We start from the raw sequence: 22,467 nt of genomic DNA, 5'->3' as shown, positions 1-22,467 counted from the left end.
TTTTTATGTCTACAGGAATATTGGTGACTATCATGCGTCTGCTCAGAATGGTCGTCGAGGGCCTTGAACCCTTTGAAAACCAGACCCTGGCCCTGGATCTTTACGCCCGCGACCAGGTCCGCTCGAAAACCCCTGGCAACGGACTGACTTATCTGGAGAACAGTCCAGGCAGTCACATTTACGCGCAGAACGTGCTGTGCCTTACAGGCATCAATGCATCTGGCAAAACCACGGCACTCAACGCCCTGGCTCTGGCTGTCAGCATTCTGAGCAGGGATGCCAGCCCTATGCTGTCCTCCGTCAGGTCCCTCAGCGCTTTCGGGCCCAGCCTGCAGATCTCTTTGATATTCGAGTCCAATCAGCAGTTCTATCTGCTCAAATCACAGCTGGATGCGGTCCGGAACGACAACGCCGATGAAAGCACGGACCCGCTAGTAGATAGCACTTATCAGTTTTCTCAGGAACAGCTTTGGAAGTATCCACGCAAGTCCCTGCCCAAGTCCGTGCTTCGCAATACAGACGCTTTCCAACAACGCTCGGAACTGATCAAGGTCCGGCGTCCGGCAGCCCAATCCTCAGGCGATGCATCCACCGACACCTATCTGACCAAGGAGGCTTTCGACTACCTCTCGCCTCACTCCAGCATCGTTCTGCCAAAAACCAAGACGGATCTGACTCAGGTCATCGCCCGCATCGGACCAGAAACCTACTTTCCCATCGTTCCGGCCGACACCATCGCCGATCCCGTGCTGCACGTCTTCGATGACAGCATCGACTACTTCCACATCGACCAGGAACACCGCGCCCATCTGAGATTTGCCGGCACCTCTCAAGAAGTGGTCATGTCCAACATGGACACGGCCGGACTGCTCTCCCTGGGCACTGTCCGCGGATCCCGAATCGTCAAAGCAGCCATCCGGGTCCTGCGCACCGGCGGCTATCTGCTGATCGACGAAATCGAAAACAGCATCAACAAGGAGCTGGTGCGCATGATCATCAACCTCTTCATGTCTACGACCAGCAATCCTCATGGTGCCACCCTGATGTTCACCACCCACTATGCAGAGCTGCTCGATCTGATCCAGCGCAAGGACAACATTTACTTCCTCAGACGCGGCGAGGACGCGCGCAAGGGCATTCAGGCAATCAACTACTCAGAGGCAGTCAGGCGCGGGGAGCTTAAGCACAGCGAAGTCTTCCTATCCAACTACATCGGAGGCACCGCTCCCAAGGCAGCCGAACTCAAGGCCATGCGCCAATACGTAGCTGGCCAGGTAGCCAGGCAAGAACATCATGCATAGTAGGCGCGAGGAGCTTGCAAGGGCCATCGGGGACGACGCAGTGCTCTTCTCCTGCGAAGGCGTGGCCGAGCAGGTCATCGTCGACAAGCTGGTCACCAAGCACCTGACCTTCATCGATCGGAATCGCATCATCACCGATCCCTACAACGACGATGCCTGGTCAACCCGCGACAGAAGCGGTGAGAGCCTGGCTCGGGACTTCCTGACCCAGGACTACGGGCGAAACGTGACCATCCTCTGCATACAGGACCAGCTGGGCCACCGCACCTTGCTGCGCCAGCCTTACGCCGAGCATGCCAGGACCATTAACGTCACCACGCATCCCGAGATCGAGATGCTGATCGTCTGCCGCGAGGACAAGCTGGACGAGTACAACAGTTGGAAGTCGCACCATCGCGGCGCAAAGAACAGCAAGCTGAAGCCCAGTCTCTTCTGCAAGGAGGAGCTGGACAAGGACGACTACAACTTCCGTAATGTCAAGAAATATCCCTTTCTAAATCAATACTGGGATGATGCGGATACGCTGGTTAGAGCTTTAGAACTGTACAGGGAAATGACCTCGGCAAAAAAGCAGGGCGATGACTTCCTACTGGCCGATCTGCTCAACGTCTGATCAGCGGTCATCAGCGAGCCACCAGGGCTGGTCGAAAAAGTCGAAGATGCGCTCCAAGTAAGGCCCCAGGACCTTGTCGGGCATCTGGTAGAGCTCGTGCATGCTGCCCGGGATGCGTACCAGCGTGGCCTGGCAGCCGCCCTGCTGGACCTGGTCGACAAAACGGTTCTGGGGCATCGGCAACACAAACCGGTCGGGCTGAGCCTGGAAAAGCAGCAGAGGGGTCTCCACCCGGCTGCACCGGTCGGGACGCAATATGGCCCGGCTCATCTCCAGGCTCTCCCTGACCCAGCCGAAGGTGGCAGCGCTGGTCTGGTAGTGCAGTTCCTTGGCCCGTAACTTATGGGTCCAGGCCACCCGCGCCTGGCTGCCATTGGGGTACTTGCCCATGTCCAGCTCGGGGCGGAATGGGCCGAACCCCGGAGCCATGCTGCGCGAGCGGCCCATCATGCAGGCGGCGTTTGTCGCCGTCCAGGCCACCGAGGGCATGAACCCGGTCCGCGGCGCAATCATCGGCGATGACAGGACCGCCTTGTCGATAAGCGAGGGGAAGGTTTCCAGCATCCGTGCAGCCACACCGCCGCCCATGGAGTGCGCATAGAGGACCATGGGATTGTCCTGGGCATACTGCTGGCCCACCTGGGAGCAAAAGGCGGCCAAATCCGCCACATACCGCTGCCAATGATCCACCCAGATCAGGCTGGGATCGCTCACACCACGGCCGGAGAAACCGTGCCCCCAATGCTCGGGAATGCAGACGGAGTACCCCTGCATCAGGAAGTACCAGGCCATCTCCTGGTACTTGTCGGCGAATTCCGAAAAACCGAAGGAGATGATTACGGCCCCGCGCACACGAGCCGAGCCGGACTCCACTGCGCCCTGGCGGAAGAGCGTCCTGTCATAGCAGACGTAATGCAGGAGCCGCGATGGGTCCACACCGCTGAGATGGGCCTTGTCCAACACGGTTCCCCCATCCTCGCCGCCGTCATGGGAGATCATCCATCCATCACTGCGACAGGAGGCCAGGTCAGGAAGGACGCGATCCTTCATGATTTGGTCGTAGCGGCGCTCCTCAACCAGTTGGACGCTCATGCTCTCACCCTATACCACCTTCTGTTGGACTCGGCCCTACATGAGCCGGGTGCTCTCGAGGTTTCTGACGATCCAGTCATTGAAGCGGATGACGGGCTTGCGCAGGACCAGCCCCAGCAGCAGAGAAGGCGCCAGGAAAAGAGCCAGCGTGGCCATCTCCCGCCAGAACTCCATGCCATAGGCTCCGGCAACGGCCGACTGCATGGCTCCGATGGCGTGAACGAAGGGCAGGAAGGGATAGACCCCCTGGAAGAAGCCGGGCAGGGTCTCCATGGGGAAGGTGCCGCCCGAGCCAGCCACCTGCATGACCAGGAGGATGACGGCGATGGCCTTGCCGATGTCACCGAAGGAGACGACGAGGGTATAGATCAGATTCATGAAGACGAAGGAGGCGAAAACCGCCACCAGCACGAACATCAGCGGATGGACGCATTGGACCTTCAGGTAGAAGAGGTCTCCCAGGGCTATCAGGCAACCCTGGAGGATGGCCATCAGGGCGAAGACCGCAAATCTGCCGAAGTACTCCTGGTAGAGCTGAAGGCCGAAGCGGCGGGCGTTGCCTGGCGACTCCGGGCGGAAGGCCCCCCAGGAGCGGCGGCCATCGGAATCCTCATCCAGGTCATCGGCCCTCTTCCAGGCATCCTGCAGGGAGTCCAGGTGCAGGATGAAGGCTTTCTTCTTGTCTGACAGAGCCACCTTCATCATGGCCGCCAGAATGGTGGCACCCACCCAGATGGAGAGGATGGTGTAGAAGGGGGTCATGGCCGATCCGTAGTTCATGACCGGGAAGACCGCATGCCGATGGATGCCGACCGGCGAGGACAGAAGCGCGGCCAGGGTTTCGGAATCCCCGCCCAGCAGGGATTTGACCTCCTGCGTATCCTTGCCCTGAGAAGCCTGGGTCAGGTGTCCCCCCAGGTCGGTCAGCCGCTTGGAGGCCTGGTCCAGACGCTGGGAGATCTCCCCCAGCTGGTCCTTGGCCTGGCCGATGTCATTGGTCATAGGCCCCGTCAGCGCAGAGGCCCCCTTGACGGTTCCATCCAGACCTGTCAGCAGCCGGTCGGTCGAGGTGACCACGGTGTCCATGGAGGAAGCCAAGTCGTCCAGGCGGGGCTTCAGATCATTGCGGTACTGGGTGCGGACCTGGTCCACCGAGGCGCGCGCCTGGGCAATCCTGTTCTTCAGGTCCTGGCGCTGACCGTCCAGCTTGTCCTTGCCCTCCTTGGTTGTCTGGGAGGCCTGGCTGATCCGGTCGGCCAGGTCGCGCTGGGAGGCTTGAGCCGCGCGCATTCCAGCCTGGGCCTGATCGATGGCGGTCAGCAGAGCCTGGCGCTGGTCAGCTGTCAGATTGGCATCGGATTCCACAGTGGCACGCAGATTCTCCAGGCTGGCGATCATCCCGTCGTAGTCAGCCGCCGAGTCTCTGATCCGCTGGCTCAGATCGTTCAGCTGGCTGCTGACGGCATCGCTCTGCTGGCCCACCTTGTCGAAGGCGTCGTCGATCTTGGAGCCGATGGTGTCATAGGCGCCCGAGGCCTGGTCGAGAGCGGTGTCGACCGCCTGGGCCGACCCGGAGAGGGACTTGCCCAGATTCTTGGACCCCTTGATTCCTTGGTTCAGGGCCTTCCTGGCATCGGCCATGGCGGAGTCGGACCGGCCCAGGATCCTGCCGGTGGAGTCGATCATCTTTCCTGAGGAGTCCAGAAGGCCCGCATAGGCATTCACCTGGCTGGAGGCGGTGGTCAGCCGCTGGGACATCTGATCGATGTGTCCGGTCGTCCTTGCCAGATAATCCTGGACCTGGGGGCTCTGGGAGTAGGTGAAGACCTGGCTGGCCAGGTCGATCCCCACCTGACCCACGGTCTTGACGAAGGTCTTGTCGATGGTCGTCGCCACGGTGTCGGCCCCCTGCTCGGTGACATGGGGGGCGATGGCGTTCTTCTTCTCGTTCAGGTAGTACTCGAGGTTGGCGTGCTTCACATCCTGCGAGAAGAGGGTCATCATGTCCGCGCTGAAATCCTTGGGGATGACGATGGCGGCATAGTACTCGCCTGAGCGCACCCCCTCCAGGGCCTGGTCACGGTTGACGAACCTCCAGTCCAGCTGGTCGTTGGCCCGCAGCGTGCTGGTGACCGTCTCCCCCACGTTGATCCTGACCGGAATCAGGTCGGACTTGTACCCCTTGTCGGTGTTGGCCACGGCCACCTTGATGGCCTTGGTGTTCTTGTAAGGGTCCCAGCTGGCGGCTATGTTGAACCAGGCATAGAGGGCCGGGACGATGATAAGACCCATCAGGACGATGATGGCGATGACGTTGCTGGTGGCGTCGGCCAGGTCCTTGCGCAGAATCCTCCAGATGTTTCTCATCGACGATCACCATCCTCGTGAGCGTCTTCCTCATCGTGGTTCATGACTGATTCGCGCACGGCCGTGGTCAGCCTGGTCACGGCCGAGGGACCCTGCCGACGCGGGCGGATCAGGGTGTGGAAGTCCATGCCGGGACGCTCGGCCAGGCCCAGCTGCTGCACATAGCCGTCGCAGATGTACTCGACGATGATCAGGTAGGCGTCGATCAGGACGATGGAGGCGATGCAGGCGATCAGCATGACGATCTTGGCCTCGGTGCTGAACAGCAGGATGAGGAAGAGGACCGGCAGCAGAACCAGGACCAGACCAGCCCGGATCAGCGTTGGATAGAGGGACAGGAAGCGATGCGCCCGCCGCCTTATGACGGCGCGGTAGTCGCCCTCGCCCAGGATGGAGCGGGCCAGGCTGCCCAAGCTCAGGCGACGGTCGGCCGAATGGTTCTGTTCGGTCAGCATCAGGTCGGTGGCGCCCAGCCGACGATCGAAGAGGGCATTCAGGTTGAGCAGGTACCGCCGCACCACCAGTCCGATCAGGAGAGCTGCCGGCAGGTACCAGAAGACGTGAAGCATGTCCTGCCAATAGTGGTTGCCGTACATGCCGCCGATGGTCTCACGCATGGCGTTGATCCCGTAGGTGAAGGGCAGCCAGGGGTTCAGATTGCGGAAGAAGTCGGGCATCATCTCAATGGGATACATGCCCGAGGAGCCGGGTATCTGCAGGATGACCAGGACCACGGCCAGGGCCTTGCCGATGTGCCTGAAGGAGGCGGCCAGGGCATAGATGATGTTGATGTAGACGAAGGAGGCGAAGACCCCGGCCAGGACGAACAGGGCCGGCTGTTGGCATTGGATACCCAGCATCAGGTCGCCCACTGTAGCGATCAGCGCCTGGAAGAACCCGACGAAGACCAGCAGAAGCCAGCGGCCCAGGTAGGCCTGGGTGGCGGTGCACCTGCGGATGCCCTCCTTGTCGACCTCCAGCTTGTAGATGGCTATCAGGATGAACCCGCCCACCCAGAGGGCCAGATTGGTATAGAAGGGCGCCACGGATGATCCGTAGTTGCTTACCGGGTAGACCGTGTGCGAGGCCAGCTCAACCGGCGAGGCCATGGCCTTCCCGAAGGAGTCCGGGCTCAACCCCAGGGTCTGGGACATCCGGTTCCAGGCGGCCGAGGACCCTAAAGCGGCCACATCGGTGCGAACCCCCTCCAGGTCGGACCTGACCGAGGCCAGGGAGGTCCTGGTGGTGGACAGGGTCGACTGGGCCTGGCCGATGGTGGAATCCAGCTGATCCAGCAGGGCATCGGTCTGGGCGGCCGTGGTGGCCAGGCTGCTCAGGGCACCTTGAAGCGAGCCGTTGGAGGCGTTGAGGCTGTCCAGGCCGGTAAGGAGGTTGGGCATGGTGGTCCCCGTCAGGCTCTGGCTGGCCGCAGTCAGGGCCTTGATGCCTGTATCACCGGTGTCTGTCATAGCCGAGCTCAGGTCCGATGCGGCCTGCTTGCCCGAGTCCAGGGCCGTGGAGGAGTTCTTCTTGAAGGCATCCAGGGATGCCTTCTGCTGCTGGTTGGTCTTTTTCAGATCATCGATCTGCCGTTGGATGCTCTCGTAGGCCGGATCCCCAGGATGCAATCCGGACTGGTCCAGACCCGACTGGAGCCGGTCCACGGCCTTCGCGTTGGCATCGACCAGCTGGCTCAGGCCGGAATTGACCCGGTCCACCTTGTCTTGGGTGGCGTTCAGGTCGGAGGTAATCCCGCCCGCAACTGTATTCACATCAGTGACCGCGCTGGACAGCCGCACCGACCCGTCCGCCAGGGCCTGGTTCAGGGCGGAGGAGAAGCGAAGACTGTCATCGCGGGTCCTGGTCATGTGGTCCTGGGCCTTGCTCAGGGTGGCCTGGGTGGCCGATATCTGACTCTGCAGGTTCTTGATGTCGTTTCTGGAGCCGGCCACGGTCTGCCGGGCCTGGCCCATGGTGGAACCAATCCGGTCAAGCTGGCCGTCCATCCGGTCAAGCTGGCCGATGATGTCCCCCAGGTCGCCCACCACCTGGCTGCGGCTCTGCTCGGCCGCGCCCTGGGCATCGCCGGCGGTCTGCAGGACCTTCCCGGCCAGGGCATCGCTGACAGCCGAGACGAAGACCGTGTTGATCTCCTGATCGATGGTGGAGGCGCCGGTGTCGGTCACCTTGGGGGCGATGGCGTTCTTCTTCTCATTGACGTAATAGTTCAGGGCAGGTCTGTTCCCGGTCCCCTCGACTATGCCGACCAGGTCGGCACTGAACCGTTCGGGGATGATAATGGCCGCGTAGCACTGGCTCGAGTGGACCTCGTCGATGGCTCTCTGGTCATCATCCATGAACTTCCAGCCCAGGCTTTTGTTGGCGCGCAGCTCCTGGATGACCGATCTGCCGGCGTTGATCCTGCCGGTTTCCGCCGATTGCGCCCCTCGGTCCATGCTGACGACGGCTACGGGCAGGTTCTTGGCGTTGCTATAGGGGTCCCAGAGGGCCATGATGTTGAACCAGGCATAGAGGGAGGGCAGCACGGCCACGCCGATGGTCACGACCAGGGCCACGGGGTTGCGCAGTATCCGCCAGAGATCTCGCCTGAAGATGGCCAACACGGTCTTCACCGCCAGGCACCTCCTTCTTGTCTGTCCGGGGGATCACGGCACTGGCCTGCTCCACTCGGATTGGCTGCATCCTCCCGGGAACTACGTCCGGCCCGAGTATAACCACCCTTCCTTACTGGCCCAGACCGGTCAGCTGATTGTGAATGCCCGCTCAAGGCCGGAGGCGGCAGGGCAGACACGCGACCAGTGGTGGTTTCATCGTATATGAGTAAGGACTGAATCTATCGGCATCACGCGAGGCCGGACCCTCAGGGCAACACGGACTCAGACGACGGTTTATGACTTGGACACGAACAGACGTGAGACCGCCATCGACAGGGCCACAGCCAGACCCATGGGCATAAAGGCCATGACCGGCAGGTGGCAGACCTCCATCAGCATGGCCATGGCCATGAGCGGAGCCTGTTGGGAGGCGGCCAGCAAGGAGGCGGCGCCGATCACGGCACACTGCCAGACCGGCAGTCCGGGCACAAGACAAGCCAACAACAGGCCCAAAACAGCGCCCATGGCGGATCCCAGGGCTATGGAAGGCGTCAGGGTGCCGCCGAAAGCCCCGGCACGGATGGTGGCTGTGGTCAGCAGGGCCTTGGCCAGCGCAAAGAGGGCCAGGAGGGCAAGCGACTGAGCCAACTGGAGCCCGGAGAACCCGGCAGACAGCCGCTGATCCATACCCATCTGTGCCAGAGCCCGGCCGTTGCCCATGACCTGGGGAACGGCCAGGGCCACCAGACCGGTCAACAGAGCAACCCCTGTCAGCTGCCAGATAGCCGCGGGACCGTTGGTCCTATGGGCCTCTGCCCAGGAGGTCATCCGCCGGAATCCGGCCCCCAACAGTCCCATGACCGGTCCGATCAGGAGGACCACTGCCATGAGCCAGGGCTGGAAGGGCTCGGAGCCGACCTTGTAGTAGGGGGCGAACCCCTTGATGGATCCGCCGACCAGGGTGGCCAGGGCCGACATGGCCAGATTGACCGTCACCACTTCGGCATCCACCCGCCGCAGCAGCACCTCGATGCCGAAGAAAGCGCCGGTCAGAGGCGCAATGTAAATACCGGCGAATCCCGCACCCGCAGCCGAGGCAACCAGCAGCGGGCCGTCCTGATCACGCAGCCCCAGCCGTCGGCCCATCCTGGTCCAGAGACCGCCCAGAAGGGCCCCGGCCTCGCGAGGGGCCACCTCCCTGCCTATGGAGCCACCAGCAGCCACAAAAAAGATCTGGGTAAGCACATGAACCACGGTCCGTCCCGGGGGCATAGGCGCACCTTTGACAGCCTGGCCTACCGAGGGAACCAGCCTGTTCCTCGTCCGCAGCCAGGCCCAGACCAGTCCGGCCACCAGTCCGGCAATGGTCACTGAGACCAGCCTTCTGATAGGCGGCACCACCTCAGCCGTGGGAGCCTCCGGAGTCTCGGTGAAACCCAGTAGACCGGCCTGAGTCAGCTCGAAGAACCTTGCCAGCAGGCCCGAAGAAAGTCCGACCAACAGACCCAGGCAGAGCACCGAGACCGCCAGGCCCCAGCTGCGGGGAAGCCGGAATCCGCGATTGGGTCCTGGAGTCTGGTCAGGCTTTCGTTGGGTATGCACAACCCCAATCTAGCGGAAGCAACCGCCAGCAGAGCGTCAGCCCAAGCAGCCTTTCTGTCAGTCCGTCTTGTTCTTGAGGGCCTCCCGCAGGAAGTCCCGCTGCAGAATAAGCAGGTTCTCGGCCACAGTCTCGTCATTGGTCATGTGGGTGATGCCAGTCAGCGGCAGGACCGTATGGGGACGGCCGGCCGCCATCAGAGCGCCGGAGAGCCTCAGGGTGTTGGCCACCGAAACGTTATCGTCCGCAAACCCATGGATCAGCATCAGCGGGCGACGCAGCGAGGGGGCGTCATCAATGATCCCGTTGCGGCGGTAGACGGCCGGGTCCAGACCCAGATAGCGCTCGGTGTAATGAGTATCGTAAAGAGTCCAGTCCGTGGGCGGGGCGCCCGCACAGGCCGCATGAATCCGGTCGGGAGCCCGCAAAACCGATAGGGCCGACAGGAAGCCGCCATAGGACCAGCCGATCATGGCCACATGCCCCAGGTCGGCCTCGGGAGCGAAGTCCGGCAGGGCCTCCAAAGCCTCAAGCTGGTCATCCAGAGTCACCTGGGCCATGTCCTCGAAGATGGCCCGATCCCAGGCAGGACCACGACCAGGCGTGCCCCGGCCGTCGGCGGTCAGGACCAGGAAGCCCTGATCAGCCCACCACTGGGACTCCCAGTAGTAGGACTGGTTGAAGACCACCTGCTGGGCACCTGGCCCGCCATAGGGTTTGAGCAGGACGGGCAGGTTGTCGGCGCTGGCGTAGGGGCTGGATTCGGACGGCCTGACAATGGCTGCGAACAGCTCGTGCTGGCCCATGCGCACGAAGTCCACGTTGGGGGTGAACCCGGGATCGCTGCTGGTGTCGGCCAGGACGGCGCTCATGGCTCCCTGGCTATTGATATGACCGGCGTCCACGGCCCGGCGATCAGGGCGATCCTGATGCTCCGGCCGCACAGGTTCACCTGTCTGCCTAGCGCTGCTGTCGGGGCGGGCTTCGCCAACCAACCCCAGCCCTTCGGCACCCAAGCGGTCCAGATCTCCATCAGCCCCCAAGTAGCAATGGCGCACTTGTCCCTGCGCCGAAGCCATGGTCCGGCCGCTGACCACGATGCCATGGCCGGCTCGCGAGGCGGACCACACTCCGGGCAGACGGTTGAGCACATGGATGGAGCCGTCATAGCCCAGGCGCATCAGGTCGAAGCTGCGGGGGTCAGTGGAGACCACCGCCAGCACATCGCGGTCCTCCACGGACAGCACCTGTCGAATCTGGCAGCCAGCAGGAGAGAATACCTTTCCGTCCAGGCGCAGCCGCGTGGTATCGGCTTCTGTATCGATGAAGGCATCCACCAGCCCGCCCTGGGGCTGGTAGGCCGGCAGCCCCGGCACCAGGTCGATCCACTGGTCGTTGCCATGCTCCTGCAGCACCCTGGTGGCCACCTTGGGCGCCGCCTCGGGATCAAGCAGGGTCATATTCTGCCCCGGCTCCAAGCCCTGACGGGCATCCGGCACCTGCACATCCAGGATCCTATCCTCGGTCTGGCGGCGGTTCTGAACCAGCAGCAGGGGCCGATGCCCGTCCTGCCAACGGACCACAGCCAGGTACTCGAAGGCCTGATGGTCCCAGTCCACCTCGCCCACCCAGGGGTCGGCGTCATCCTGGCCCAGGAGGACCAGGCTCAGTCCGACGCGGGCGTTGGCGGTCAGAGCCTGGGGATACCGCCGGGCGCACGGCCCGACCTGGGGATTGGCCGGATCGCTGATGTACCAGATCGGCTCATCGGAGGAATCAGTGTGCTCGACCAGCAGTGCCTTGGAATCCGGCGACCACCAGAACCCCTGGTAGCGGTCCATCTCCTCGCCGGCCACGAACTCGGCCAGCCCCAGCCGCATCCGATCATCGGTGCCTGGGCGCAGGGCCAGGACAGCCCTTTCTCGATCCTGCCCGGCATCCTGCCCAATGGTGACCACCATCAGGCGGTCGCCAGTGGTATAGGCCACCATGCTGCCGTCCGGGCTGATGGCAGGATTGAGCACAGCCGAATCGCTGTCTTCCAAGCTCAGGGCCCGTGTAGAGGCGGTGAGACCATCAGGGGCTATCAGCGAGAGCCAGAGCCGACCGCCCAAGGCAAAGACCACGCGATCCCCGGCATCATCCACGCTGTAATCGACAATGCCCTCACCGCCCTCTCGCGAGCGCTCCCTGCGGGCCAGCTCGGCGGCCGGCACCTGTTCCTGGTCCGCATCCTCCAGCAGGGCCCTTGGGTCAGCCAGGAACACCTCATGGTGGCGGCCTTCCTGGTCAAAGACGGACAGCCAGAGCCCGATCACCAGGTCTTCAGGTCCGTCGGAGCGCAGGAATACGGCCCGCGAACCGTCCCCCACCGCCAAGGCCGACCGTGGCGCACCCAACGTAAACCGCAGGGTCCGGGCCTTGGCCCGCGGATATGCCTCCATCGCCCGATCCACCTCTTCGGCCATGCTCGCTCCTCGAATATCTCTGACATGATCCCCATGACCATGCGTCTGCCACGATGATAAGCGCCCAGGTGCCAAAGGGGAATTCCAATAGCTCAACTGCGATGCGCTGCCCGATTATCAGCAAGCGTCAATCGTTCTACATGAGAAATTTTTATCGCCGATAAGGCATATTCCCGGACTACGACCAGCCGATGACCATTCCGTGCGCTAGAATTGTTGCGTGTTGTCGCCAAAGACTGGTCGATGATGCCTGTTTCCCAGGGGTCGGGGTGTCAAGGCAGGACACCCCCATGAATGTATCTGGGGAGCAACCGACAATAGAGAAAATAGAGGTAACCAATGAATATCATGGTTCGTTTCAAACGCGCATGCGCAGTACTCGCTGCCGGCGCCACCCTGGCTGGCGGCTTAGCACTGCTGCCCACCGTGGCCCAGGCTGTGGAGAGCAAGAATGTCCAGACCAAGGCCGCTCGTTACACAATCACATTCCACGACTCCTATGCTCCTGAGGAGGAGAACAATGAGGGGGAGAACAATGAGGGGGAGAACAATGAGGGGGGGAACAAATTCACTCTGATCACCGACGCCAGCGGCAAGCTGGATCCCAGCACGATTCCAGAGCCTACAGTGCCCGATCAGAATACGAAAGCTGATGGCTGGTCTATCAATGGATTTGGTGGCCCAGCTGATGACCCAAATTCACAAAAAATCGACTTCAACACCCATGTTTTCACCCAAGACGAGAATGTCTATCCTCACTTCGTCCAGATAAACCCCATCACTTACAACATCACTTTCGTCACTATAAATCCGGAAGATATCGAAGAATCCACCGCGAACGTGATGCAAACCAATGGTGAGGGAAAGCTATCTGAGGAACCCAAGGTTCATAACTTCGATGGTTACACCTTCGACGGTTGGTTTAACGAAAATGGCGGGTCCCGTTACGTCCCCGGTGGCACCTACAACGCAGACACTACTTTCATGGCCAAGTACACCAAGGTGACCACTCCCAATGAGCCTAACAAGCCTGGTCAGACCGCTCCGGTTGACAACAACACCAAGCAGCCTGCCAAGGACAACAAGGCTCCTGCCAAGGATCCGGCTAAGAAGGACAACAAGAACAACAACAATCTGGCCAAGACCGGCGCCGACGCCACGGCTCCTCTGGCCATCGCCGCTGGCCTCTGCCTGGCTGCCGGCATCACCCTGGGTCTGCGTCGCAAGCTGGCTCTGTGAGTCCGCAGGCTTCGGCCTGACCTATGATGATTGAAGTTCAAAGGCCCCTGGTCCATTGCGGCCACGGGGCCTTATCCATACCCGGCAGTCGCGGTCGTTCGAACCTGTTCATTGAAGAAATTGCAAGCATCCGACCGCCCATTACCCCCTTCCGGCAGGGTCACGTACTATGAAAGGGTTATATGGAAAGGGATGACTATGAGCGTTCTCGATCGTTTCGAGAAGAGCGTGGAAGGCGCCGTTAACGGTGTCTTCTCGAAGTTCGGCTCCAAGGACCTACAGCCCGTCGACCTGTCGAGCGCCCTCGAGCGTGAGATAGACTCACAGGCCATGCCCGTCGGTCGTGACCGCACCGTGGCGCCCAACGAGTATCGATTCAGACTGTCCACACCAGACTTCGACCGCATCGAGCAGTGGGGTTCGGAGGCTCTGGCCAACGAGCTGGCAGACAACCTGACCAAGTACGCCGAGAGCCAGCACTATGCCTTCGTCGGCCCGGTCGTGGTCATCTTCGAAGAGGACCTCAACCTGAACAAGGGCGACTTCCACCTGTCTGCCGAATCGGTCCAGGGCAACGCGGCACCCGTCACCACACCCGAGGAGTCCAAGGACTGCCCGGTGTTGGAGATCAACGGCCGCCAGTACCTGCTGACCGCCCCCATCACCACCATCGGCCGTGGATCCTCCTGCGACATCGTCATCGACGACGCAGGCATCTCCCGCCGACACCTGCAGATCGAGATCACCGACAAGGGCGTGGTAGCCCGCGATCTGGGGTCCACCAACGGCACCTATGTAGAGGGGCATCAGGTACCCGCAGCCACCCTGCTGGACGGCAATACCATCACCATCGGCCGTACCCGCATCCTCTACTGGGCATCGTCGCAGGAACAGGATTCGTAAGTCGCCCAGACCTTGAAGTAAGGTCGAATCATTATGCTGACTGAACTGACATTCGCCATCCTCAAATACGGATTCCTGGCTCTGTTATGGGTATTCGTATGGCTGGCCATCCGTTCACTCCGCAAAGACATCGAGACCTTCAGCCCCAAGACTTCTCATACCCGCCGACGCAGTGAACGCGCAGCCCAGCGCAAGCTGCCTGCGGCCGCCAGATCCGTGCCTATCGCCCCGGTCAGCAAAACAGAGCCTGCAAGCGATGAGCCCTCCCTGCTGGTGGTCATCGACGGACCTCTGGCTGGCTCCTCCACGCCGCTGTCCGGACGACCCATCACCCTGGGCCGCTCCTCCTCGAACACCCTGGTGCTGGACGACGAGTTCGTCTCCGGCCATCATGCGCGGGTCTATCAGGATCCCGCATCAGGCCGATGGGCCATCGAGGATCTGGGGTCCACCAACGGCACCGTCGTCTCGGGACAGAAAATCACGGCGCCGACAATCCTACCGGCGGAGGTTCCCGTGCGCATCGGAGCCACCACCTTCGAGTTGAGGTAGCCGCCCATGACCAGGAACGATGCGAGCCAAAAGCTGTTCCTCTATTCCACGGCGGTTTCAGACGTGGGGTACGTGCGCAGCAACAACCAGGATTCCGCCTTCGCCGGTGAGCGCCTTGTGGCCATGTGCGACGGCATGGGCGGCCACGCAGGCGGGGATACGGCCTCGACCATAGCCATCCGATCCCTGGCCCACATCGAACGCGACGACCGGGAGCAGGACATGCAGTCCCTGGCCCGGATGATGGAGACCTCGGTCATCGCGGCCCATGACGCCATCGTGGGCAAGGCCAAGCGCGAACACCGCCTGTCGGGCATGGGCACCACGGTCACGGCCCTGGCTCTGGCCGACGACTCCTGGGTACTGGCCCATATCGGCGACTCCCGGGCCTACCTCCTGCGGGAGGGCAAGCTGATCCGGATGACCCAGGACCACTCCTACGTGCAGCATCTGATCGACACCGGCCGCATCTCCCCGGCCGAGGCCCGCAACCACCCTCAGCGCAACGTGGTCATGCGGGTCCTGGGGGACTTCGACATCGACCCCCGCCCAGACATCTCCATCTCCAAGGCCCTGCCCGCAGACCGTTGGATGATCTGCTCGGACGGCCTCTGCGGCGTTCTTGAGGACTCGACCATCGCCGAGGTGCTGTCCTCGGTCTCGGACCAGGCGGAGTGCGCCCAGCAACTGGTCACCTTCGCCCTGAAGGCCGGCAGCACCGACAACGTGACCGTGGTCATCGCCGATGCCACGCTGGCCCTGGATGCCGATGCCTTCGATCTGCCCCATCAGACCCCTCTGGTCGGCGGCGCAGCCAGCTCCAACCTGGAGGCCCTGGCCGACATCCTGGATGAGCCCGTAGCGGCCGCACCGCGCCTGCGCGACGAGTCCCGGGAGTCCCCCGCCAAGCGGGCCGCCGACCTGACCCAGGACCGGGATGCCGACAAACAGGAGGACGAGGATGACGAAGGCCGCACCGCCCAACCCTCGGCTGCCCGCGAGGAGAGCGGCGAACGGCATGTGCCCGATACCAGCGAAATCCCCATAGTCCACAAGAAGGACGGCTCGGACTCAGCCGACCCCTACGACCCAGACGTGGCCGACGCCATCCACAAGGAGCACCTGGAGCAGCGCAAGCGCCAGCGTTCACGGCACCGGCGGATTCGGCTGATCCTGGCCGGCATCATCACCCTGGTTATCCTGGCCCTGGCCGGAGGCACAGCGGCGGCCTACCGCTGGAGCCAGGAACAGTACTACCTGGGCACGGACCAGGGCCGGGTGGCCATCTACCAGGGCGTGCCTACCAAGGCCTTCGCCCTCTCGCTGTCCCACCCGGTGCAGACCACGGACATCGCCGTCAAGGGGTTGCCCCAGTCCTGGCGTGACCAGCTGGAAGAGGGCATCACCGTCTCCAGCATGGACGACGCCAAGGAGCACGCCCGTCTGATCCGCAAGGAGGCCGGGGACCTCAAACGCGAGCAGGCCAAGGAGACCAAGGACGAGTCCGACCAGGCGTCGACTTCTCCTTCAGCCTCGCCCTCACCGTCGGAAACCGACCAGAGCGAGCGGCAGTAGTCATGATCATCACCCGTCTGCGCCGCATAGGCCTTCTGCTCTTCTCCCTGCTGGTGGGGTTCATCGGCTTCTTCCAGATGTTCGCCCGTGCGGCGGGCCGCTTCCCCGGGGATTACGCCGCCCTGCTGGCAGTCACCGCCGCCCTCTTCATCGCCCTCTGGGTCCTGCTGGAGATTTTCCAGCCTTACGGCAGCCAGGCCATCCTGCCCAGCATCGTCATCCTGAGCTCACTGGGTATCACCCTGATCACCCGCATAGATCTGCGCAACGCCCGGATCGGCCAGCCCACACGGGTGGGCTTCACCCAGCTGATCTGGCTGTGTCTGGCCCTGGTCCTGTGCGGACTGCTGGTGGTGTTGCTCCGGGACTACAGGCTGCTGCGACGCTTCTCCTATGTGAGCATGGTGGTGGGCCTGGTCCTGCTCCTGTCGCCCATGCTGCCCGGCATCGGTCGCGAGATCGGCGGCGCCCGCATCTGGATAGGCGTAGGGTCGCACACCCTGCAGCCCGGCGAATTCGCCAAGCTCTTCCTGGCCTTCTTCTTCGCCGCCTATCTGTTCGACCACCGGGACCAGCTGGCCGTGGGCGGCAAGAAGTTCCTGGGCATGCGGATGCCCCGAATCAAGGACTTTGGCCCCATCATCATCGTCTGGCTTATTTCGCTGGCAGTCCTGGTCATCCAGCATGATCTGGGCACCTCGCTGATGTACTTCGCCATGTTCGTCTCCATGCTCTATGTGGCCACCGGCCGCACCAGCTGGATCGCCATCGGCTCGGTATTCTTCGTCATCGGAGCCGTGGCCGCATCCATGATCTTCGCCCATGTGGGCGCCCGTGTGGACGCCTGGCTGCACCCCTTCAGCGATGCTGAGTTCGGCAAGGCCTTTGGCGGGTCCGGCCAGCTGGTGCGCGGCATCTTCGGCCTGGCCGCCGGCGGGCTGACCGGCACCGGCCTGGGCCAGGGACGCCCCTGGATCACCCCCCTGGCCAACTCCGACTTCATCTATACATCGGTGGGCGAGGAGCTTGGGCTGAGCGGCCTGCTGGTGGTTCTGGCCCTCTACCTGGTCATCGTGGCCTCGGGCATGATCACAGCCATGAAGATCAAGGACGGTTTCGGCAAGCTCCTGGCCTCCGGTCTGGTCTTCACCATGGCCTTCCAGGTCTTCACCGTGGTGGGCGGCATCACCTTGGTCATCCCCCTGACCGGCCTGACCATGCCCTACATGGCGGCGGGCGGCTCCAGCCTGGTGGCCAACTGCATCCTGGCCGTCCTGCTGATCATCATCTCCAACGCGGCGAACAAGCCTGCGCCGGAGGTCAGCTCGGACACCTTCAAGTACGAGGCCCTGGCCGTGCTTCGTCAACAGGAGACCAGCAAGCGCAGCGGACAGGACGACTCGAACCCCGACGACCAAGAGTCCCGCGGTCGTCATGCCGGGCCGACCGATCAGGATGAGGAAACCGACCTGCCAGCCACCGGCCGCATCCCCGTCCGCCAGGTACGAGGAGGTGGACAGTGAACAAGGCCCTGCGTCAACTCTTCAATGCCGTCATCGTCCTCTTCGTCATCCTGGGGCTTTCCAGCTCCATCATCATGGTGATCCGGGCGGGCAACCTTAACTCGGACCCCCGCAATCTGCGCGCCCTCTATCACGAGTATGCGGCGCCCAGGGGGGCCATCCTGACATCGGACGGCGCCGTCATGGCCCAGTCCGACCCCATCAACGACTCCTTCCAGTACCAGCGGCACTACCACAAGGGAGCCGTCTACTCGCCCATCACCGGCTACTACTCCATCACCAGCCCGGCAGACCGGGGAATCGAGGCCTCGCGCGACCGACTGCTGAGCGGCCAGTCCGACAGCCTGTGGATGGACCGGCTCAAGTCCCTCTTCACCGGCACCCAGAACAAGGGCGCCTCCATCGAGACCTCCATCAATCCCAAGATGCAGGAGGCCGCCTACGCCATGCTGGGCAACTTGTCCGGTTCGGTGGTGGCCATCGAGCCCTCTACAGGCCGCATCCTGACCATGGTCAGCACGCCGAGCTACAACCCCGAAGACCTGACCGCCCACGACAGCGGCGACGCCTCCCAGGCCTACCAGAAGCTGGCCTCCCGTTCCGACAACCCCATGCTCAACCGGGCCACCTCGCAGCTGTATCCGCCCGGGTCCACCTTCAAGGTGGTTGTGGCCGCCGCCGCCCTGGAGTCCGGCCAGTATCACCCCGACAGCCAACTGCCGGCCGGGGCCTCATACACCCTGCCCGGCACCAACTACAATCTGACCAACTCCACTTCAGCTGCCAACGGGTCCAACGGCAAGATCAGCCTGGAGAACGCCCTGGCCTACTCATCCAACACGGCCTTCTCCCAGCTGGGGGTCGCCCTGGGCGACAAGACGCTGGCAGCACAGGCCCGCAAGTTCGGCTACGGCTCCACCATCACCCTGGACGGGACCAACTCCACAGGACGGCCCATGAAGGCCGTGGCCTCCAAGTTCCCCGAGGACCAGTCCCAGGATCGGCTCGCCTTGGCCTCCATCGGCCAGGGGGACACCCTGTCCACACCGCTGCAGGCTGCCATGACGGCCGCTGCCGTGGCCAACGGGGGCAAGCTCATGCAGCCGACCCTGGTGGACCGGGTGCGCTCCAGCGACCTGAGCGTCATCAGCGAGACAACGCCCTCGGTCTACTCACAGGCCTTCTCACCGGACACCGCCAAGGCCCTGACCACCATGATGGAGGCAGTGACCACCAAGAGCTACCCGAATCTGGCCATCCCCGGCATGCAGGTGGCCGCCAAGTCCGGCACGGCTCAGATCGGTGCAGGCAATACGGCAAATGACGGGTGGATGATAGGATTCGCTCCGGCCGACAAGCCCAAGGTAGCCGTAGCCGTTGTGGTGCATGGAATCTCCACCTACGGCATAGATGCCGCCGGGCCGATCATGAAACGCGTCATGCAGGAGGCTGCCAAGTGAAACTCATACAAGGACAGCTCATCCATCGACGGTACCGTCTGGACCGCCGCCTGGCCCAGGGGGGCATGGGCGAAGTCTGGAAGGGCTACGACATAGAATTGGGCCGCGTGGTGGCCATCAAGGCCCTGCGCGAGGATCTGACCAACGAGGAGTCCAAGCTGCTGCGGCTGCGGGCTGAGGCGCACAATTCCGCCAACTTGGCCCACCCCAACATCGCCGCCCTCTTCGAGTACTACGAGCACGACGGCATCGGATTCCTGATCATGGAGTACGTGCCCAGCCAATCCCTGGCAGACATCTACCGGGACCGGGGCGCCCTGGACCCCATCGAGCTGCTGCCCATCCTGATACAGACGGCCCGAGGGCTCTACGTGGCCCACTCCCACGGGGTCATCCACCGGGACGTCAAGCCGGCCAACATCATGGTCTCCGACACCGGCGAGGTCAAGATCACCGATTTCGGCGTCTCCTACTCCACCAACCAGGGACAGATCACCCAAGACGGCATGGTGGTGGGCACGGCCCAGTACATCTCGCCCGAGCAGGCCCAGGGCCTCCAGGCCACACCCCAGTCCGACATCTACTCCCTGGGCGTGGTGGCCTACGAGGGGCTCTGCGGGCACCGACCCTTTACCGGCGCCACCCCGGTGGACATCGCCGCGGCACACGTCAACGACCCTGTGCCGCCACTGCCCGACTCGGTGGACAACCAACTCATGAACTTCGTCATGTCCATGCTGGCCAAGGACCCGCGAGACCGCCCGGCGAATGCCCTGGTGGTCTCGCACACGCTGGCCAGGATCGAACAGCGGCTGCTGGATCAGCAGCTGGGCGAGACGGAGGTCATCGACCCGCGCGCACCCATGCCTCGACGCATTGTGAGCAGGCCACACGCGGCAAAAGACATCTTCAGGCCCTTCTGGGGGCACTATGGAGAAGGAAGCGCACAGCGCGGCCTTGAAGCGACGAACGGAGGGGATACCCTATGAGCATCACACTGCCGCCGTCCCTAGCGGACGGACGCTACCGTCTGGGACAGCTGATCGGACGCGGTGGCATGGCCGAGGTCCACAAGGCTGTGGACACGCGTTTGGGAAGGACGGTCGCGGTCAAGATCATGCGTTCCGATCTGGCCAACGACGAGGTCTTCCTATCGCGGTTCCGCCGGGAGGCCCACTCGGTCGCGCTGCTCAACAACCCCAACATCGTCTCCATCTACGACTCTGGCGAGGAGATACTGACCGACGACCAGGGCAACCATGAGCGGGTGCCCTACCTGGTCATGGAGTACGTCAAGGGCCAGACCCTGCGGTCCATCCTCAAGGAGAACGGGGCCCTGAGCCAGCGCGACAGCGAGCAGGTCATGCTGGGCATGCTGAGCGCCTTGGACTACTCCCACCACATGGGGGTCATCCACCGGGACATCAAGCCCGGCAACATCATGATCTCGGAGCAGGGCATCGTCAAGGTCATGGACTTCGGCATCGCCCGGGCCATGGACGATTCGGCCGCCACCATGACCCAGTCCCAGGGCGTGGTGGGCACGGCCCAGTACCTGAGCCCTGAGCAGGCCCGCGGCGAGAGCGTGGACATGCGCTCCGACCTCTACTCGGCCGGCTGCGTCCTTTACGAGATGCTGACCGGGCGGCCGCCCTTCAACGGGGATTCGGCCGTGGCCATCGCCTACCAGCACGTCACCGAGGTGGCCATCCCGCCCAGCAGCATCGTGCCCGGCCTGCCGAAGATGTGGGATTCCATCTGCGCCAAGGCCATGGCCAAGGACCGCCAGAACCGGTACGCCACAGCCGCCGCCTTCAAGAGCGACATCCTTGCCTTCATGAACGGCGGGACCCCGGTGGCTGCCGCCTTCAACCCGCTGACCGACCTGGCCAACGTCAAGGCCCGCAAGGATGCCGAGCAGGGCACCGAAACGGCCACCATGCCGCTGACCGAAGAGGAGACGGCCGCCACCCAGGCCTTCAACCCTGTTCAGGACCCGCTCAACCCGGCCGCTGCCACCGATGTCGCAACGGCTGAGCGCACGGCCACCAAGGCGGCCCAGAAGAAGTCCAAACGGCGCAAGAAGATCATCATCGGCGCCATCGTGGCGGCTTTGGTCCTGGTGCTCGCCGGACTGGGCGCGTGGAATGTGCTAAGCCGAAACCGCCATCCGATGGCCGAGGTGCCTACCATCAACGCGCAGATGTCGCGTATCCTTGCCCGTGAGAAGGTCACCGCCGCAGGCTTCCACTACCAGGAGAAGGAAGACAACGATTCGGCCGAACCCAAGGGGACCTTCACCAAGCAGAGCCCCAAGGGCGGAAGCATGGCTCCCAAGGGCTCCACAGTGACCGTCTGGTTCTCCTCCGGACCCAAGGACACGGCCATCCCCGATGTCAAGGGCATGACCCAGCAGGAGGCCCGCAGTGCCCTGGAGAAGGCCGGATTCAAGGTCTCCCCCGCCGCCTCCGTGGAAGACAGCCAGGACGTACCCAAGGACCACGTGACCCGCACGGATCCTGCCGCAGGCCAGAGCGTGGCCAAGGGAACCAGCATCCTGGTCTACATCTCCTCGGGCATGACCAAGGTGCCCGATCTATCCGGCAAGACCAAGGACGACGCGACCAAGACTCTGCAGAGCCTGCACTTCAACATCACCATCCGCGAGCAGGCCTCCAACACCGTGGCCAAGGACATGGTCATCAGCACCGATCCGGCTGCCGGGTCCTCCATCCAGCAGGGAGCCATGATCACGGTCACCGTCAGCAACGGCATGCAGCTGGGCAACTACGTCGGCATGACCCTGGGCGAGGCCAAACGCAACCTGGGCCAGGGTGTCAACATCACGGTCAACGGCCCCAACAACGACAACGCCGTGGTCACCGGCCAGGATCCCACATCAGGTTCCTCCTTCGACAAGTCCAAGGACACCATCACCCTGACCACGGCCATCAGCGTCCCGCCCTTCTCCCAGGGCGAGACCTTGGGCAGCTATCGGCAGAAGCTGACCAACAGCGGCGTCAGCGCCGACAGGATCACTTCCGTCGGCAAGGACACGGACAAGGTGACCGCTGTAAGTCCCGGAGCCGGGAGTAGGGTGGACGACAACACCCCCATCACGGTGACCACCGTCAGCTCCACCAACTGACCCTATGGCCC

15 protein-coding genes are annotated in these 22,467 nt (G+C 63.0%); 10 read left to right on the top strand and 5 right to left on the bottom strand.

Annotated elements, in window-relative coordinates:
- Nucleotides 1-32: 32 nt before the first annotated feature.
- Complete coding sequence (locus H3V04_RS08460) at nucleotides 33-1,301, top strand: AAA family ATPase (protein ID WP_232342667.1); 1,269 nt, start codon at nucleotides 33-35, stop codon at nucleotides 1,299-1,301.
- Nucleotides 1,294-1,914 carry a hypothetical protein gene (locus tag H3V04_RS08455; RefSeq protein ID WP_198188108.1) on the top strand — a complete coding sequence of 207 codons (621 nt, stop codon included), beginning with the start codon at nucleotides 1,294-1,296 and terminating at the stop codon, nucleotides 1,912-1,914. The genes H3V04_RS08460 and H3V04_RS08455 overlap by 8 nt, the downstream gene beginning before the upstream one ends.
- On the opposite strand, the gene H3V04_RS08450 is transcribed toward H3V04_RS08455, so the two are convergent.
- The 5 genes from H3V04_RS08450 to H3V04_RS08430 all read right to left on the bottom strand — a co-directional run bounded on the left by H3V04_RS08450 (nucleotide 1,915) and on the right by H3V04_RS08430 (nucleotide 12,056).
- Nucleotides 1,915-3,006, bottom strand: a complete 1,092-nt coding sequence (locus tag H3V04_RS08450; RefSeq protein ID WP_198188106.1) for an alpha/beta fold hydrolase — start codon at nucleotides 3,004-3,006, stop codon at nucleotides 1,915-1,917. It abuts the gene before it with no gap.
- A 36-nt stretch (nucleotides 3,007-3,042) separates the two neighbouring features.
- Complete coding sequence (locus H3V04_RS08445) at nucleotides 3,043-5,373, bottom strand: YhgE/Pip domain-containing protein (RefSeq protein ID WP_198188104.1); 2,331 nt, start codon at nucleotides 5,371-5,373, stop codon at nucleotides 3,043-3,045.
- Nucleotides 5,370-8,006 carry a YhgE/Pip domain-containing protein gene (locus H3V04_RS08440; RefSeq protein WP_198188102.1) on the bottom strand — a complete coding sequence of 879 codons (2,637 nt, stop codon included), beginning with the start codon at nucleotides 8,004-8,006 and terminating at the stop codon, nucleotides 5,370-5,372. Before H3V04_RS08440 ends, H3V04_RS08445 begins: the two co-directional genes overlap by 4 nt.
- Nucleotides 8,007-8,282: 276 nt before the next feature.
- On the bottom strand, nucleotides 8,283-9,590 hold the full coding sequence (locus H3V04_RS08435) for a chloride channel protein (RefSeq protein WP_198188100.1): 1,308 nt from the start codon (nucleotides 9,588-9,590) through the stop codon (nucleotides 8,283-8,285).
- 57 nt (nucleotides 9,591-9,647) lie between these two features.
- Nucleotides 9,648-12,056 carry a prolyl oligopeptidase family serine peptidase gene (locus H3V04_RS08430; protein ID WP_198188097.1) on the bottom strand — a complete coding sequence of 803 codons (2,409 nt, stop codon included), beginning with the start codon at nucleotides 12,054-12,056 and terminating at the stop codon, nucleotides 9,648-9,650.
- Nucleotides 12,057-12,404: 348 nt separating this feature from the next.
- On the opposite strand from H3V04_RS08430, the gene H3V04_RS08425 reads away from it, so the two are divergent.
- The 8 genes from H3V04_RS08425 (at nucleotide 12,405) to pknB (ending at nucleotide 22,456) form a co-directional block, all read left to right on the top strand.
- On the top strand, nucleotides 12,405-13,295 hold the full coding sequence (locus tag H3V04_RS08425; protein WP_232342659.1) for an InlB B-repeat-containing protein: 891 nt from the start codon (nucleotides 12,405-12,407) through the stop codon (nucleotides 13,293-13,295).
- Nucleotides 13,296-13,493: 198 nt separating this feature from the next.
- Entirely contained in the window at nucleotides 13,494-14,198 is a 705-nt protein-coding gene (locus H3V04_RS08420; RefSeq protein WP_015021121.1) for a DUF3662 and FHA domain-containing protein, read from the top strand.
- Between the two features lie 36 nt (nucleotides 14,199-14,234).
- On the top strand, nucleotides 14,235-14,750 hold the full coding sequence (locus tag H3V04_RS08415) for an FHA domain-containing protein (RefSeq protein WP_373564724.1): 516 nt from the start codon (nucleotides 14,235-14,237) through the stop codon (nucleotides 14,748-14,750).
- Between the two features lie 6 nt (nucleotides 14,751-14,756).
- Nucleotides 14,757-16,325 (top strand): BofC C-terminal domain-containing protein, encoded by a 1,569-nt coding sequence (locus H3V04_RS08410; protein WP_198188094.1) that lies wholly within the window; start codon nucleotides 14,757-14,759, stop codon nucleotides 16,323-16,325.
- 2 nt (nucleotides 16,326-16,327) lie between these two features.
- Nucleotides 16,328-17,848 (top strand): FtsW/RodA/SpoVE family cell cycle protein, encoded by a 1,521-nt coding sequence (locus tag H3V04_RS08405; protein WP_198188092.1) that lies wholly within the window; start codon nucleotides 16,328-16,330, stop codon nucleotides 17,846-17,848.
- Nucleotides 17,845-19,308: a penicillin-binding transpeptidase domain-containing protein gene (locus H3V04_RS08400; RefSeq protein WP_198188089.1), complete on the top strand. Its 1,464-nt coding sequence runs from the start codon at nucleotides 17,845-17,847 to the stop codon at nucleotides 19,306-19,308. Before H3V04_RS08405 ends, H3V04_RS08400 begins: the two co-directional genes overlap by 4 nt.
- Complete coding sequence (locus tag H3V04_RS08395; protein WP_045934838.1) at nucleotides 19,305-20,297, top strand: serine/threonine-protein kinase; 993 nt, start codon at nucleotides 19,305-19,307, stop codon at nucleotides 20,295-20,297. Before H3V04_RS08400 ends, H3V04_RS08395 begins: the two co-directional genes overlap by 4 nt.
- Complete coding sequence (gene pknB / locus H3V04_RS08390; protein ID WP_198188088.1) at nucleotides 20,294-22,456, top strand: Stk1 family PASTA domain-containing Ser/Thr kinase; 2,163 nt, start codon at nucleotides 20,294-20,296, stop codon at nucleotides 22,454-22,456. Before H3V04_RS08395 ends, pknB begins: the two co-directional genes overlap by 4 nt.
- The last annotated feature ends 11 nt before the right edge of the window (nucleotides 22,457-22,467 follow it).

Source organism: Bifidobacterium sp. M0353, from assembly GCF_016100645.1.
Classification (GTDB): domain Bacteria; phylum Actinomycetota; class Actinomycetes; order Actinomycetales; family Bifidobacteriaceae; genus Bombiscardovia; species Bombiscardovia choladohabitans.
Note: the sequence above shows the minus strand (reverse complement) of the source record. Positions and strands in the feature narration are given on the sequence as shown.

What these genes read in the sequence shown, in the direction of transcription:
- H3V04_RS08420 (WP_015021121.1), top strand. Translation starts at nt 13,494, where the DNA reads ATGAGCGTTCTCGATCGTTTCGAGAAGAGCGTGGAAGGCGCCGTTAAC.
- pknB (WP_198188088.1), top strand. Translation starts at nt 20,294, where the DNA reads ATGAGCATCACACTGCCGCCGTCCCTAGCGGACGGACGCTACCGTCTG.
- H3V04_RS08430 (WP_198188097.1), bottom strand. Translation starts at nt 12,056, where the DNA reads ATGGCCGAAGAGGTGGATCGGGCGATGGAGGCATATCCGCGGGCCAAG.
- H3V04_RS08450 (WP_198188106.1), bottom strand. Translation starts at nt 3,006, where the DNA reads ATGAGCGTCCAACTGGTTGAGGAGCGCCGCTACGACCAAATCATGAAG.
- H3V04_RS08405 (WP_198188092.1), top strand. Translation starts at nt 16,328, where the DNA reads ATGATCATCACCCGTCTGCGCCGCATAGGCCTTCTGCTCTTCTCCCTG.
- H3V04_RS08445 (WP_198188104.1), bottom strand. Translation starts at nt 5,373, where the DNA reads ATGAGAAACATCTGGAGGATTCTGCGCAAGGACCTGGCCGACGCCACC.
- H3V04_RS08455 (WP_198188108.1), top strand. Translation starts at nt 1,294, where the DNA reads ATGCATAGTAGGCGCGAGGAGCTTGCAAGGGCCATCGGGGACGACGCA.
- H3V04_RS08460 (WP_232342667.1), top strand. Translation starts at nt 33, where the DNA reads ATGCGTCTGCTCAGAATGGTCGTCGAGGGCCTTGAACCCTTTGAAAAC.
- H3V04_RS08425 (WP_232342659.1), top strand. Translation starts at nt 12,405, where the DNA reads ATGGTTCGTTTCAAACGCGCATGCGCAGTACTCGCTGCCGGCGCCACC.
- H3V04_RS08410 (WP_198188094.1), top strand. Translation starts at nt 14,757, where the DNA reads ATGACCAGGAACGATGCGAGCCAAAAGCTGTTCCTCTATTCCACGGCG.